Source organism: Micromonospora craterilacus, from assembly GCF_003236315.1.
In the GTDB taxonomy this organism is placed as follows: Bacteria; Actinomycetota; Actinomycetes; order Mycobacteriales; family Micromonosporaceae; genus Micromonospora; species Micromonospora craterilacus.
Map to the genome: position 1 here is coordinate 1 of NZ_POTY01000196.1, position 13,677 is coordinate 13,677.

Here is a 13,677-nt window from a genome sequence, read left to right on the forward strand (position 1 = left end):
GGGTGGGGCCGACCAAACACAAGACGTCGATCCTTTGAGGGGAAGTCCATGCCCAGCACTGCTGCGTCCAGCCGGTTTTCGCGTCCGTCCCTGTTGTTTACCGGGGCTCTGCTCGTGGTTTTTGCGGGTGGCTGCGGCTCGGCCGATGACGTGTCGACCGCCGCGCCCGGGCCGTCGGTGACGGCTTCCGTCTCGGTCGGCGCCGGTGCCGCAGTGGTGGGCGTACGGGATCCCTGGGTGAAGGCGGCCGACGAGGGGATGACGGCGGCGTTCGGCACGCTGGTCAACGAGAGCGACACCGACGTCACGTTGACCGGCGCCACCACCGAGGTGTCGCCGGTGGAGCTGCACGAAATGGCCATGCAGGACGGAAAGATGGTCATGCAGGCCAAGGAGGGCGGCGTGGTGATCAAGGCGCGGAGCGAGCACGCTCTGGAGCCCGGCGGTGATCACCTGATGCTGATGAACCTGGCCAAGCCGGTGCAGGCCGGCGACGAGCTGACCTTCACCCTCACCTTCGCCGACGGCCGGACCCAGACGCTCACCGCGGTGGCCAAGCCGTTCACCGGGGCTCAGGAGAGCTACGCCCCCGGCCACGGCGATCCGATGCCGGGCATGTCGGCCAGCCCCAGCCCGGCGCGGTGAGCCCGACCAGCCGGCCGGTGAGCCGGCGCGGCCTGCTCACCGGCGGGGCGTTGGCCGCCGGCGGCACGCTGGTCGGCGCCGCCTCGGTGGCTGCCGCCCGCGACGGCGGGCAACCGCTACCCGCCCCCAAGCCGGTGGCGGTGACGGTCGGCGCGGCGATCGAACCGTTCCACGGCGAACGGCAGTCCGGCATCGCCACCGAACCCCAGGCGCACGCGTCGTTCGTCGCGCTCACCCTGCGGTCCGGCGTCGACCGGACCACGCTCGGCCGGATGCTGCGCCTGCTCTCCGACGACGCCGCCCGCCTCACCCAGGGCCGGCCCGCGCTCGCCGACACCGAACCGGAACTCGGGCTGCTGCCCGCCCGGCTCACCGTCACCTTCGGCTTCGGTCCCGGGCTGTTCGCCGCCGCCGGTCTCGACGACCGCCGCCCGCCCTCCGTCGCCGACCTGCCGGCACTGCCCATCGACCGGCTGCAACCCGGCTGGTCCGGCGGGGACCTGCTGCTGCAGGTCTGCGCCGACGATCCGGTCACGGTCGCCCACGCCCAGCGGGTCCTGGTCAAGGACAGCCGGCCCTTCGCCACCGTCCGCTGGGTCCAGCAGGGCTTCCGGCGGGCCGCCGGGGCCGAGCCGGGCCGCACCCAACGCAACCTGTTCGGCCAGCTCGACGGCACCGCCAACCCGAAGCCGGGCACGCCGCTGGACACCGCCGTATGGATGCCGGACGGGCCGGACTGGCTGCGCGACGGCACCACCCTGGTGGTCCGGCGGATCAGCATGGACCTGGAGACCTGGGACCTGCTCGGCCGCACCGACCGGGAGATGGCCGTCGGGCGGCGCCTGGACACCGGTGCCCCACTGACCGGCACGGCCGAGCACGACGAGCCGGACTTCGCCACCCTCGGCCCGGACGGGCTGACGGTGATCCCGGACTTCTCCCACCTCACCCGGGCGCACGTCACCGACGACCGGTTCCGGATCCTCCGCCGCCCCTACAACTACGATGGCGTACCCGCCGCCGACGGCACGGCCGACAGCGGGCTGATCTTCGCGTCGTACCAGGCCGACATCGCGACGCAGTTCCTGCCCATCCAGCGCCGGCTCGCCGAGCGGGACCTGCTCAACGAGTGGACCACCCCGATCGGCTCCGCCGTCTTCGCCGTTCCGCCCGGCTGCCCCGAGGGCGGCTGGATCGGCCAGCAACTGCTCGACTGACCAGGAGAATGACCGCCATGCCCATCCGACTCCGCCGCCAGCTCACCGCGGGCCTGCTCGCCGCCGCGCTGGCGGCCACGGCCCTGCTGCTCGGGCCGATCTCGCCGGCGTACGCGCACAACGTCCTGCGTAAGGCGAGTCCCGCCCAGGACGCCCGGCTGAAGACCTCGCCAGCCAAGATCACTCTGGAGTTCATGCAGAAGCTGAACCCGACCTTCACCACCATCACGCTCAGCGACGCCGCCGAGCAGAAGGTGGCCACCGGCGAGCCGGAGGTGACCGGCACCAAGGGCACGGTCACCATCGACGCACCGCTGGCCAACGGCACCTACACGGTCGCGTACCGGGTGGTCTCCACGGACGGTCACCCGGTGCAGGGGTCGTACCGGTTCACCGTCGCCGATCCCACCGCGAGCGCGGAACCCACCGTCAGCGCCAGCCCGGAGGCGAGCGAGGCGGCGGCCACGCCGTCCGCCGCGGCGACCTCCGCGTCCAGCGCGTCGGCCAGCCCGGTCGCGAGCGGCTCGAGCCGTGGCGGGCCGGGCGCGCTGGCGCTGCTGGCCGGCGGTGGGGTGCTGGTCCTCGCGGTTGCCGGCGCGGTGGTGTTCCTGCTGCGCCGTCGCGCCAGCACCTGAGCGCCCACCTGCACAATTGAGCCGGCTCGCCGGATACTGGGAGCTGCTTGCCGAAGCGGAGGTGACCATGGGTGACCACGGAACGCTCGTCCTGATCACCGCTGCGGCGATCTTGAGTCTGGTTGTCTGGTTCGACCGGCGCTGCCTGGCGGATCTCGCCCAGACCAGCGACCACCAACTGCGCTACTTCGACCGCAGCACCTGGGCGCTGATCATCGTGCTGTCGTTCCCGGTGGGTCCGATGCTCTACCTGATGTACGGCAAGGGACCCGGCCGATACCGCTGACGGCCCGGGCGCGGCGCTAGGTGTCCCGCCGGGTCAGGGCGTCCGCCCGACGACGGAACAGCACGCGTTCGCCGTCGTTGCGGGTGAGCTCGGCGGCCCGGACGAACTCGTCGCGCGCCTCGTCGGCCCGACCCAGCCGGGCCAGCAGTTCGCCGCGTACCGCCGGGAGCTGCGGGTAGTCGCGCAGCGCCCGCTCCTGCCCGAGCGGGTCGAGCAGGGCCAGGCCCCGAGCCGGATCGCCGGCCAGACCGACCGCTGCTGCCCGGTTGAGCAGGACCACCGGGGACGGCTGGACATGGGCCAGGACCTCGTACAGGGCGACCATCCGGGGCCAGTCGGTGTCCTCCGCGCGGGTGGCCCGGGCGTGGCAGGCCGCGATCGCGGCCTGCAGGGTGTAGCGACCCGCCCCCAGCGACTCGGCGCGAGCGAGCGCGGCCAGGCCACGGCGGACCAGCAACCGGTCCCACAGCCGGCGGTCCTGGTCGAGCAGGGGCACCGGTTGCCCGGCGGCGTCGACCCGGGCCCGCAGGCGGGACGCCTGGATCTCCATCAGGGCCAGCAGGCCGTGCGTCTCGGGTTCGTCGGGAAGCAGTCCGGCGAGGATGCGCCCCAGCCGCACCGCCTCGTGGCACAGCTCGGGGCGGGCCCAGTCCCGAGCGCTGGTCGCCGAGTAGCCCTCGTTGAAGATCAGGTAGACGACCTCCAGCACCGAGGAGAGCCGGTCGGGCAGTTCGGCGGGAGTGGGCAGCTCGAACTGCACGTTCGCGGCGGAGAGCGCCAGCTTGGCGCGCACGATGCGCTGGGCGGCGGTGGTTTCCGGGATCAGGAAGGCCCGGGCGATCTCCGGGGTGGTCAGGCCGCCGAGCAGCCGCAGCGTCAGCGCCACCTTCGCCTCGGTGGGGAGCACCGGATGAGCCGCAGTGAAGACCAGCCGCAGCAGGTCGTCGCCGATGTGGTCGTCCAGCGCGGCGTCCAACTCCGCCTCCGCGTACTCCTGCTGGATCTGCACGTCCCGGCCGAGCAGCGCGAGCTTCTTGGCGTACCGCTCCTGCCGGCGCAGCAGGTCGATCGCCCGGTGCTTCGCGGTCGCCAGCAGCCACCGGCCGGGATCGTCGGGTACGCCGGTCTCCGGCCAGCGTTCCAGCGCCACGACCAGCGCGTCCTGCGCCAGTTCCTCGGCCAGCCCGACGTCCCGGACCAGCCGGGCCAGCCGGGCGATCAGTCGGGCCGACTCGATCCGCCAGACCGCTTCGACGGCCCGACGTGTCGCCCGCGTCGCGTCCTCGGAGGTTGGATCGGTAGCCGCCACGGCTACCGATCCAACCACCGTCATCAGGCGGGCGGCGCGAAGTCCTCCGGCCCGAACACCTTGCGCACCTCGCTCTCACCGGCCCAGCCGGGCCACAGGTCGCGGTGCAGCTTCATGAACCGCGAGGTCCACTCGATCGCCTCTTCCCTGGTGCGTACCTCGTAGACCGCGTAGCTGATGATCTCCTTCGCCTCGGCGAACGGCCCGTCGGTGACGGCCAGGTCTCCGCCGGACACGTCGACCCGCCAGCCGGCCGCGCTCGGCGCGAGCCCGCCCTGGTCGAGCAGCGCACCGGCGACGGTCGCCTCCTCGCCGAGCTTCATGATTGCCTCCATCAGCTCCGGCGGAGCCGGGGTGTCGGGCCGGGCGGCCTTGAGCAGTGCCAGGTATCGCATCTCTAGCTCCTTCGGTCAGGGGTTGGCAGTTGTCGGGTCGCGGCGCGGCGACGGTGGTGGCGCATCGTCAGCGACAACCACGTCCAGGCCAGCAGGATGGCGGCGGTGAACGCCAGGTTCGCGGCGACGCGCCCACCGCTGGCGGCCATCGCGACGAACCCGGCGAGGAACAGCACCCCGGTGGTACGCGAGAACGCCGCCCACCCGGGCAGCCCGTCGGCTGCGAAGCGGCGCGCCAGTACGAGGCACGCCGCGACGAGGCAGCCGAAGCCGATCGCGCCCGATCCGAAGTGCAGCATCCCGTGCCAGCTCACGGTGGCGGCGTCCGTCGGTGTGCCGGCCGGGAAACCGAGGGCCGGATCGGCGCGGAAGATCCCCGCGGCGACCATGCTCGCGCCGTAGCCGACCAGCAGCCGGGGTGCCCAGGTGCCGCCGACACCCGGCCGGAGGGTGCGGCGGAGACCGGCCCCGCCCGCCATCACCAGCAGACCGGTCACGATCAGGTTGGTCACCTGGATCCAGCCCCAGTCACCGTTGGCCAGCAGGCTCCACGCGTGTCGGGTCAGGTCGAACCCGTCCCGGCTCAGTGCCTGGGTCAACGACACCAGGACGTAGGCCGGGCCGGCCAGCGCACCGAGGAGCAGCAGGCGGCTGCCCGTGGTCGGAGCGGACTCGGGCCCGGGCGGGCCGATCCCCGACCGGGCCGCCGCCCGGCCGGCGTGCCCATCTGCCGTGCTTGAGTTGCTGGTACGGGACATCGCCCGGTCTCCCTTCCCCTCGGGGCGCGCCGTTCGGCCCCTCTACCGGGAAGCTCGAACGGGAGGACCGGGATTCGACACCGCCGCCCAACTTTTCTGCGGAACTTTTCCACGGGCCGACCCCGACCGGCGAGACGCCCGCCGGGGTCCTCAGCGCAGCAGCACCGGCCCGGCGTCGATCCGGGTACGGAACAGCGCGTACGGCTTGCGGCGCAGGTCGTTCCCCCGGTGGTAGTTGGCCTGCCGGTGCAGCTGGTTCGCGGTGACGTAGAGGTGCCCGTCGACGGCCACCGACATGGTGTCGGGCCAGAGCAGCCGAGGATCGTGCACCACGGTCTCGTACTCGCCGTCCGGGCGGCGCCGCAGCACCGCGTTGTGCTCGTACGAGGCGAGGTAGACCCGCCCGGCGTCGTCGCTCTCCAGACCGTCGGACCCGCCGCCCTTCTCGCCCTCGTGGACCACGGTCGCGGCGACCTCGTCCGCACCGACCGAGACGTCGGCGAGAGCGTCGGTGGCAACGCTGTACCAGTGGCGTGAGGCGAGCGAGCAGTAGTAGAGGCGGGAGCCGTCGGCGGAGATGGCGATGCCGTCGGAGCCGATCATGACCGGCTGCGGCGGCCCGTCGACCGGCCGCTCCTCGAACGGGCGCCCCTCCACCACCGGTCGGAAGGTGGACGGCGGCTCCGCCTTGGTGGACGGATGGTCGTGCAGCCGTCGCCACGACGCACCGGTGGCCAGGTCGACCACGATGATCCCGTTCGGACCGGCGACCGCCGAGTCGGTGATGTACGCGATCCCCGCAGCCCCGCGCCGCAGGTCGAACCGCACGTCGTTGAGGTACGTGGTGGGCAGCGCCACGTCCGGCGGAAAGCTGATCACCTGGGCGACGGCGTCGCTGTCCAGGTCGACGCGGACCAGCTTGGGGCCGCCTGGCCGGGTGGGCTGGAACATCGGGCTGCCGGTGTCCAGCACCCAGAGTCGGTCGGCGGGATCGACCACGATGTTCTGCACCGAGACGAACGCTTCCGGGTCGTCGTCGCTGCCCGGCTGGTTCCATGCCTCGTCCGGAAACGGCACCTCTCGGCCGTCGCGCAGCTCGACCACGGTGGCCGGCACGTCGTCACCCCACCTCGGGAAGTTGACGAAGATCCGGCCGGTGTGCGAGACGCTCACCCCGGTCGGCATCGGCCCGGTGAAGGCGTGGACGAGTTCCAGTTCGTTGACGGGCTCGGCCGACACGGGTTCGCTCATGCGCTGCTCCTGACTCTCGGTGCGGCCCCCGTTCCCGCCGCCAACCGGCACAAACGTGGCATCGCCCAGGGCCGTGTAGGCGGAGACACCGACAGCCCACCCCGCTCGAAAAACGGACTCTCGGTCCAAAGAGGTATTTATGGCCTGAACGGCCACACTCATGACTAAATGCCGCATTAATCTACGAAGGCCGCCTCCAGTCAACGCAGGAACCGAAGGAGCCTTGATGCGAAAGAGATTTCTCTCCGTCGCCCTGGCGGGTGCGGTCGCGTCCGCCGCACTCGCCGCGCCCGCCCACGCTGCCGACACGACGGTCACGCTGACCGTCGACGCCACCGGCGGCCTGTCGATCACCGTGCCCGCCTCGGCGAACATCGGCCACGGCGTCGAGGGCAGCTCGGTCTCCGGTCTGCTCGGCCCGGTCACGGTGCTGGACCAGCGCTCATCGCTGACCCCGAACTGGACCGCCTCCGTCATCTCCACCGACTTCGTCACCGGCGGCGGCACCTCCGGGGAGACCATCCCGAACATCAACGTCAGCTACTGGTCCGGCAGCGCCACGGCCACGGCGGGCACCGGCACCTTCACGCCGGGTCAGCCCACGGCCGGCGACCAGCAGATCATCAACGTGCCGCGCACCGCGTTCAGCAAGAGCGGCGGCACCGGCAACAACTTCGCCACCTGGAACCCCACGCTGGTGGTGAACATCCCGCCCGCGACCGTCCAGGGCACCTACACCGGGACGGTGACACATTCGGTGCTCTAGGCCGCTCGGCCGGCTGGTGCCGCTGGTATCCGTCGCCCTCCTGGCGACCGGGGTGCCGGCGGCACCAGCCGTCGCCGCGCATGAGCAGCAGGCGGCCGGGCGGGACCAGGAGGGAATCGGTATCCGCCTGGTCGACATCCCGGCAGCACGCGTGAACGACCCCCGGGCGCGGGTGTACATCATCGACCACGTGAAGCCCGGCGCGACCGTCAGTCGCCGGATCGAGGTCAGCAACGGCTCACCCGATCGTCAGGAGGTCGAGCTGTACGCGGGGGGCGCCACGATCGAGGAGAACACCTTCACCGTTCCCGAGGGGCACGGCGGGAACGAGCTGAGCGGCTGGATCAGCCTGGGCTCGGCGAGCCTGGACCTCGCACCCGGCCAGAGCCGCCAGGTCGAGGTCGACATCGAGGTGCCCCGGACCGCGTCCAAGGGCGAACGGTACGGCGCCATCTGGGCCCCGGTGTCCAGTGCGCCGAAACGCAACGGCAACGTCATTCAGGTGCACCGGGTGGGCCTGCGGCTCTACCTCGACGTCGGGCCCGGCGGCGAACCGCCGACGGACTTCCGTGTCGACGACGTGGCGGCCGAGCCGGGGCCTGGCGAGTTCCCGTTGGTCACCGCCCGGGTGACCAATACCGGCGGACGCGCCCTGGACATGACCGGCACGCTGACCCTGACCAAGGGACCGGTCCGCGCCGGACCGTTCAAGGTGACCAATGGGGTGACCATCCTTCCCGGCCAGAGCGGGCGGGTCCAGATCGAGGTCGACCAGTCGCTGCCCGCCGGCGTCTGGGACGTCCGGCTGGTGCTGACCAGCGGAGTGGTGGAGCGCACCGCCGAGGGGCGGATCACCCTCCCCGTCGCGACGCGCGCCGCCATGCAGTCCTCGACACCCGGGTGGCTGGTCTACTCACTCGGCACCCTGGTGGCACTGGCGGCCCTCGGTGTCTTCGCCGCCTGGCTCTTCGCCCGCCGCCGCTCGTCCCGCCGCGAGGTCGACCGGCAACCCGCCTGATCAGGGAATCCGGCCCGGCCGCCACCTCGAAGCGGCCGGGCCGAGTCATGCCGCAGTTCGGCCGAGCACAACCGGCCAGAAAGCCGAGATTCCTCCACAACGGGACTTATAGGATAAGGCTCGCATTGAGCCGCAGCAGGTAACACTGCGGCACATGCCACCCGGTCCTGCCGGCCCACGAAACGGGCCGGACCCGTACACCCGGCTTGGAGGTCGTCATGGTGGTCCGGACCCGCAACGCTCCGCCGCCGGGTCGACCAGCGGCAGTAGGCCTGGTCGCGGTGGTCGCGCTCGCCGTCGCCGTAGCGATCCTTGCCGGTTCGCGGAGCCCGGTCAGTACGCCGCCGAGCCGCGCACTGGCGGCCGTGGCCGCACCTGCGGGCACCGCGCCGGCCGGTTCGACCGGGGTCACGTTCGAGGTTCTTCCCGGCCCGACCGGCAGCCCGACGCCGACCCCGACGAAGCAACCGACACCCGACCCCAGCCCGTCGAAGTCGAAGCAGCCGCTGCCGGTCACCGGGCCGGCCTCCGGGCCGGGGCCGCTGCTGGCCGTCGCCGCCCTGCTCATCGCGACCGGTGCGGCGCTCGCCGTGCTGGCACGCCGGCGTCGCGGGCTCAGATGACCGAGTGGGTCACCGTGGCCCGGTAGCTACCCACCACCGCCTGCTGCGGAAGCAGCACCGACAGTGTCGGATTCCAACTGACCGAGTTGGTGCCACCCGCCGCACCGGTCCAGCTCGCGGCCGTGCGCGGCACGTCCAGGACCGCGCCCGGTTGCGGCACGAAGGTACCGCTGCCGCTCGTGCTCACCGGCGGGCCCGAGGCGTACGAGGCGGCGCTGCTCGGGATCGTCTCGCCCGCCGATCCCGAGCCGGTGACGAAGGCCGTCACGGAAACGGTGGCAACCCAGGAGCCCGCGTTCGGGCCCCGGTCGTCGTTCACCAGGACCACTCCGAGCCGCTCGCTCAACGGCGGTGAGCCCGGCGTGCCCCGACCGAGCGACGCGGTGGACGGCACGCTGATACTCAGACCGGCCAACGGAGTGATGACCAGGCTCACCGGACGGGTCGCGGACTGCGCGAACGAGTCGGTCACCCGCACGGTGAACGGGAACGTGCCGGCGACGGTGGGTGTGCCGGAGAGCAGGCCGGTCGACGAGTTCAGGTTCAAGCCGGGCGGCAACGATCCGGCACTCACCGACCAGGCGAACGGCGCCGTGCCACCGGTCACCGTGAGCTGGTAGGAGTACGGCGTGAACGCCTTGCCCGCCGGCGGAGCCGGGAAGTCGAGGGTGGGCGCGGCGGCGATGGCCACGGTGGCCGGTCGGGTGTCGGAGAACCCGCTGGCGTCGGCCACCCGGACCGTGAACGCGAAGCTCCCGGCCTGGCTCGGCGTACCGGAGAGCAGACCGGTGGTCGCGCCCAGCGTCAACCCCGGCGGCAGCGCACCCGCGCTCACCGACCAGGCGAACGGCGCGGTGCCACCGCTCACGGTGAGCGTGGACTGATAGGCGGCACCCACCTCGCCGGCGGGCGGCGGCGGGAAGTTCAGCGTGGGCGGCGCGTTGACCGTCACCGCCGGGGAGGCGGCCGAGTCGGGCCCGGTGCCGGCCGCGTTGATGGCGGCCACCCGGAAGGTGTACGTGGTGCCGGCGGTCAACCCGGTCACGGTCTGACTGGTCGGCGTGGCCGGCAGGGTCAGCGCCGGCTGGGCCACCGCGCCGATGTACGGGGTCAGCCGGTAACCGGTGATCGTGGAACCACCGTTGGCCGGCGCGGTCCAGTTGACGGTGGCGGAGTTGGTGCCCGCCACCGCCGAGGTGATCGTCGGCGCGCTCGGCAGGGTGTACGGAACGACCGGCGACGAGCCCAGGCTCGCCGTCCCGGTGCCGTACGCGTTCACCGCCGCCACCCGGAAGGTGTACTGGGCCGAGGTGGTCAGCCCGGTCAGCGTACGGGTGGTGGTGGAGGCGTCGTAGGTGATCGGTGACTGGGCCACGCCGTCCCGGGTGGGCGTCAGGAGGTAGCCGGTGATCGGGCTGCCGTTGTCCGCCGGGGCGGCCCAGGTGACGGTGGCGCTGGCGATACCGGCGACGGCGGTCGGCGCGGCCGGGGTGGCCGGGGCCGAGGCGTACACGTAACTTCCCGATCCGGCCGCGCCCCGGGTGATGACCGAGACGGTCACCGGCGCGGCGCTGGAGCGGGCCGGCATCGAGGAGATGGCCAGGCTGCCGTCGCTGTTGGTGGTGAAGCAGCCGGCGGCCGGTCCGGAGGCGCAGGGCAACAGCAGGACCGAAGTCCCGGTCTGCTGCTCGTCGTTCGTACCGACGGTGATCGCGGTCGCGCCGGCGAGGTTGGTGCCGCGCACGGTGACCGCGACGCCACCGGCGATCGAACTGATCGCCGGGGTGACGGTGACGCTGCCGGGCGCGGTCAGCGGGGTGACCGCGGTGGTGGTGGAGGCGTAGCCCGGGCTCGCGTCGATCGAGGAGGCGGTGGCCACGGTGCCGGTCTGGATCAATGTCGGGGTCACCGATGCCCCGGTCACGGTGGCGACCACGGTGACCGGCGACAGGTTGGTGCCGCCCGCGAACGGCGTGTTGTTGTTGGTGCAGGTGATGCTCTGGCCGGAGGGCGCGGCGCAGGTCCAGCCGGTGCCGAAGGCGCCACGCGGGATGACGCCGGCCGGCATGGTCTGGGTCATCAGCACCGGTGACGGTTCGCTGGTGCCGCTCTCGACCCGCGGCGTCACCGTGTAGCTGACCGGGTCACCGGGCTGCGGGCTGGCCCCCACCGAGCTGGTCTGGCTGACGGTCAGATCCGGCACCTCGTTGAAACTGACCGCGCGGGCGTTGTCCACCTCGTGGAAGTCGGTGACCGCGCCGGTCGAGCCGACCCAGCCGAAGGCGAGCTGTCGGGGGACGCCGTTGGCGTTCAGCCAGGTCGGCGAGGGGTAAAGACTCGACGAGACGACCGGCAGGGTGCCGGTGAGGGTACGCGCCGTCCCGCCCACCGGGCTGAACCGCACCGCGTACTGCCCGGCCGGCACGGTGATCCCGGTGCCGGTGCTGAACGACGAACTGGTGGTGTTGGCGACCACCTCGACCGGCACCACGGAGGCCGTCCGGGTGTTGGCCCGCAGCGGGATCGCCGCCGACGAGGTGCTGGTGGCGGTGCTGTTGATCGCGCAGTAGCCGACCCCGTTGCGGCCCGGCCCACGGATGAGAACCTGGCCCGGCACCCGCCCGCCGGTGGTGGAGATGTACGCCGGGTTCGTGCAGCCGGTGCCCTGGTAGACGCTGTTGCTGAAGTTGCCGAAAACGTCGAAGCCGATGCCCAGGTAGCCGTTGGAGAGGCCGACCGAGCCGCCGTTGAATGCGGCCGAGTAGCCGAGCGATCCACCCGGCTGCCCGATGATCGACGGCGAGCGCGGATCGGCCGGGTCGACCGCGGCGAGGACGAAGGCGATGCCGTCCGCCCCGGGGCTGCTCCCGCCGTACTGGTAGGTGTTGAAGGTGACGTACAGCCCCTGCGAGGTGGGTACGCTCACCGCCCCGAACACCCCGCCCTGCCGGGTCAGGCTCGCCGGCGTCAGGCGCAGCTTGCCGGAGCCCTGCGGGTCGGTGCTGGTCGGGCAACTGAGCAGCGGCCCGGTGGTGGAGTTGCCGGCCGCGCTGAGGCAGGCGGCGTTGCTGGTCGACCCGGAAGGGACACCGGGAACTGCCACCGCGCCGACACCGTTCGGCGTGTTGTTGTTGAAAGGCTGGTCGAACAGGACGGTGCCGGCCGCCGTCGCCGGTGCGGTCGTGGCCACCAACACGGACACCGTCAGGAGTGCCGACAGCGCCGTGGCCACGCTTCGACGCCACCAGCGCGCGAACGGCATGAACCCCTCCCTGCTCAGCTTCCTCACCAACCCCGAACCCACTGTATGTGCCGTTATAGAGCAAAACGGGCTAAAGCAGACATTCGTTGAGCGGCCCAGGGGACGGCCCTGCCCGGCGGCGTCGCGTCTCCCGATCACGCTCTCGGCGCGGTACCGTCCTCGCAGGGCGCCGTCCTGCGCCCAACCTCCGGTTCCGGTGCTCACGCCACCGGCGTGGCGGAGGCAAAGGGGGTCGCCACCCTCGGGGCGCCGGTCAGTGACACCCAGTCCGGCGGGGTGACGCGAGCGTGAGTCGCGGGGCCACCGCCGTGGAGTGGGAGCACCTGATGACCGTGCACCGATCGTTCAAGCGGCTAGTCCGCCTTCGAATGACCAAGACGGGCGAGAGCTACACCGCGGCGCGCAGCGCGCTGCTGGCTTCACACGACCCCGGGCCCGACGGCGCTGCCGGCCCGGCCCTGGCAACCTCGGACGCAAAGATCCGCCAGCGGACCGGGCGCGGCTGGGAGGAGTGGTTCGACCTCCTGGACGAGGCGGGGATGGCCGACCGATCGCACCGGGACGTCGCCCGGTGGGTCGCCGAACAGCAGGGCGTCGTCCCGCTCGCCTGGACGGCACAGGCGGTCACCGTCAGCTACGAGCGGGCCCGCGGTGGGCGCGCGGTCGGCCAGCAGCCGGACGGCTTCGCGGTGAGCGTCTCCAGGACCGTGCCGGTCTCCGTCGATCGGCTCTTCGACGCCTTCGCCACCGGCGGTTGGCTGTCCGACGGCCGGATGCTGGAGCGTACGGCCACCAGACCTCGGTCCGCGCGCTTCGACTGGCCCGAGGACGGGACCCGGGTCAACGTCACGTTCCAGGCCAAGGGCGAGGCCAAGAGCACCGTGACCGTCCAGCACGTACGCCTGGCCGACGCCGACACGGCCGCCCGCCGCAAGCAGTGGTGGCGCGACCGCCTCACCGGGTTCGCGTCGCAGCTGACGAACGGTTCCGCCGATGCCTGACGTCAACCTGGTCATCGTTCCGATCGCCACGGTCGTGGCGTTCGTCCTGGGCGCGGTCTACTACACCGTCTTCGGAAACCGGCTCGTCCTGGCGGGCGGAACCGCCGCGGCGTCACCGTGGAGCCTTCCGGTCGAGATCCTGCGCTGCCTGGCGCTCGCCGGGGTGGTCGCCGGCCTGGCCGGGGCAGTCGGCGCCGACACCGTACCGAGCGGCCTGGCCCTGGGGCTGGTGCTGTGGATCGGGTTCCCGGTCGTGCTGTGGGTGGGCGCCATCGTCCACGCGAACACCCCGTGGCGGGTCGCGGCGATCCACGCCGGCGATTGGCTGGGCAAGCTGCTCGTGGTCGGCGCCGTCGTCGGCGGCTGGTCGTAGCACGGAACGGGACGGCGAGCCGGTAGCCGGTCCGGACCTCGGACGACCTGACCCGGCGGTACCTGCACCTGCCAGACCCCCTGACCACTGTCCCGCCGCCGCTCAGGGCTGGTGGTCAGCTGGCGGTGGCGTCGGGGG

Annotated in this window: 14 protein-coding genes; 9 read left to right on the forward strand and 5 right to left on the reverse strand. The window is 72.2% G+C overall.

The features are described from left to right. Positions 1-48 precede the first annotated feature (48 nt). From C1I95_RS24980 to C1I95_RS24995, 4 genes are all read left to right on the forward strand, one after another. A complete protein-coding gene (locus C1I95_RS24980; protein ID WP_111217229.1) occupies positions 49-645 on the forward strand; it encodes a copper chaperone PCu(A)C in 597 nt (198 codons plus the stop codon). Between the two features lie 17 nt (positions 646-662). After that, positions 663-1,862, forward strand: a complete 1,200-nt coding sequence (locus tag C1I95_RS24985) for a Dyp-type peroxidase (RefSeq protein WP_111217250.1) — start codon at positions 663-665, stop codon at positions 1,860-1,862. Between the two features lie 17 nt (positions 1,863-1,879). After that, positions 1,880-2,497, forward strand: a complete 618-nt coding sequence (locus C1I95_RS24990; RefSeq protein WP_111217252.1) for a copper resistance CopC family protein — start codon at positions 1,880-1,882, stop codon at positions 2,495-2,497. Between the two features lie 67 nt (positions 2,498-2,564). Next, positions 2,565-2,783, forward strand: coding sequence for a hypothetical protein (locus C1I95_RS24995; RefSeq protein WP_146605829.1), 219 nt, complete (start codon positions 2,565-2,567; stop codon positions 2,781-2,783). Between the two features lie 16 nt (positions 2,784-2,799). On the opposite strand, the gene C1I95_RS25000 is transcribed toward C1I95_RS24995, so the two are convergent. The 4 genes from C1I95_RS25000 to C1I95_RS25015 all read right to left on the reverse strand — a co-directional run bounded on the left by C1I95_RS25000 (position 2,800) and on the right by C1I95_RS25015 (position 6,496). After that, positions 2,800-4,092 (reverse strand): RNA polymerase sigma factor, encoded by a 1,293-nt coding sequence (locus C1I95_RS25000; protein WP_233513867.1) that lies wholly within the window; start codon positions 4,090-4,092, stop codon positions 2,800-2,802. Positions 4,093-4,115: 23 nt separating this feature from the next. Beyond that, positions 4,116-4,487, reverse strand: a complete 372-nt coding sequence (locus C1I95_RS25005; protein ID WP_111217235.1) for a YciI family protein — start codon at positions 4,485-4,487, stop codon at positions 4,116-4,118. A gap of 2 nt (positions 4,488-4,489) precedes the next feature. Next, entirely contained in the window at positions 4,490-5,245 is a 756-nt protein-coding gene (locus tag C1I95_RS25010) for a DUF998 domain-containing protein (protein ID WP_111217237.1), read from the reverse strand. A 150-nt stretch (positions 5,246-5,395) separates the two neighbouring features. After that, positions 5,396-6,496, reverse strand: coding sequence for an L-dopachrome tautomerase-related protein (locus tag C1I95_RS25015; RefSeq protein WP_111217239.1), 1,101 nt, complete (start codon positions 6,494-6,496; stop codon positions 5,396-5,398). A 226-nt stretch (positions 6,497-6,722) separates the two neighbouring features. Here C1I95_RS25015 and C1I95_RS25020 point away from each other — a divergent pair, with 226 nt between their 5' ends. The 3 genes from C1I95_RS25020 (at position 6,723) to C1I95_RS25030 (ending at position 8,903) form a co-directional block, all read left to right on the forward strand. Continuing rightward, positions 6,723-7,262, forward strand: coding sequence for a hypothetical protein (locus C1I95_RS25020; protein WP_111217241.1), 540 nt, complete (start codon positions 6,723-6,725; stop codon positions 7,260-7,262). Between the two features lie 16 nt (positions 7,263-7,278). Continuing rightward, positions 7,279-8,280: a COG1361 family protein gene (locus C1I95_RS25025; RefSeq protein WP_111217242.1), complete on the forward strand. Its 1,002-nt coding sequence runs from the start codon at positions 7,279-7,281 to the stop codon at positions 8,278-8,280. A gap of 218 nt (positions 8,281-8,498) precedes the next feature. Further along, positions 8,499-8,903: a hypothetical protein gene (locus C1I95_RS25030; protein ID WP_146605830.1), complete on the forward strand. Its 405-nt coding sequence runs from the start codon at positions 8,499-8,501 to the stop codon at positions 8,901-8,903. On the opposite strand, the gene C1I95_RS25035 is transcribed toward C1I95_RS25030, so the two are convergent. Next, entirely contained in the window at positions 8,896-12,165 is a 3,270-nt protein-coding gene (locus C1I95_RS25035) for a putative Ig domain-containing protein (RefSeq protein WP_111217246.1), read from the reverse strand. The genes C1I95_RS25030 and C1I95_RS25035 overlap by 8 nt on opposite strands. Before the next feature lie 287 nt (positions 12,166-12,452). Here C1I95_RS25035 and C1I95_RS25040 point away from each other — a divergent pair, with 287 nt between their 5' ends. Beyond that, positions 12,453-13,166, forward strand: coding sequence for a hypothetical protein (locus C1I95_RS25040; RefSeq protein ID WP_199523898.1), 714 nt, complete (start codon positions 12,453-12,455; stop codon positions 13,164-13,166). Next, positions 13,159-13,539, forward strand: coding sequence for a DUF1761 domain-containing protein (locus tag C1I95_RS25045; RefSeq protein WP_111217248.1), 381 nt, complete (start codon positions 13,159-13,161; stop codon positions 13,537-13,539). The genes C1I95_RS25040 and C1I95_RS25045 overlap by 8 nt, the downstream gene beginning before the upstream one ends. The last annotated feature ends 138 nt before the right edge of the window (positions 13,540-13,677 follow it).

Excerpts from the sequence above, each read along its gene's own strand:
- C1I95_RS24980 (WP_111217229.1), top strand. The coding sequence starts at position 49 with ATGCCCAGCACTGCTGCGTCCAGCCGGTTTTCGCGTCCGTCCCTGTTG.
- C1I95_RS24990 (WP_111217252.1), top strand. The coding sequence starts at position 1,880 with ATGCCCATCCGACTCCGCCGCCAGCTCACCGCGGGCCTGCTCGCCGCC.
- C1I95_RS24995 (WP_146605829.1), top strand. The coding sequence starts at position 2,565 with ATGGGTGACCACGGAACGCTCGTCCTGATCACCGCTGCGGCGATCTTG.
- C1I95_RS25005 (WP_111217235.1), bottom strand. The coding sequence starts at position 4,487 with ATGCGATACCTGGCACTGCTCAAGGCCGCCCGGCCCGACACCCCGGCT.
- C1I95_RS25010 (WP_111217237.1), bottom strand. The coding sequence starts at position 5,245 with ATGTCCCGTACCAGCAACTCAAGCACGGCAGATGGGCACGCCGGCCGG.
- C1I95_RS25015 (WP_111217239.1), bottom strand. The coding sequence starts at position 6,496 with ATGAGCGAACCCGTGTCGGCCGAGCCCGTCAACGAACTGGAACTCGTC.
- C1I95_RS25020 (WP_111217241.1), top strand. The coding sequence starts at position 6,723 with ATGCGAAAGAGATTTCTCTCCGTCGCCCTGGCGGGTGCGGTCGCGTCC.
- C1I95_RS25030 (WP_146605830.1), top strand. The coding sequence starts at position 8,499 with ATGGTGGTCCGGACCCGCAACGCTCCGCCGCCGGGTCGACCAGCGGCA.
- C1I95_RS25035 (WP_111217246.1), bottom strand. The coding sequence starts at position 12,165 with ATGCCGTTCGCGCGCTGGTGGCGTCGAAGCGTGGCCACGGCGCTGTCG.
- C1I95_RS25045 (WP_111217248.1), top strand. The coding sequence starts at position 13,159 with ATGCCTGACGTCAACCTGGTCATCGTTCCGATCGCCACGGTCGTGGCG.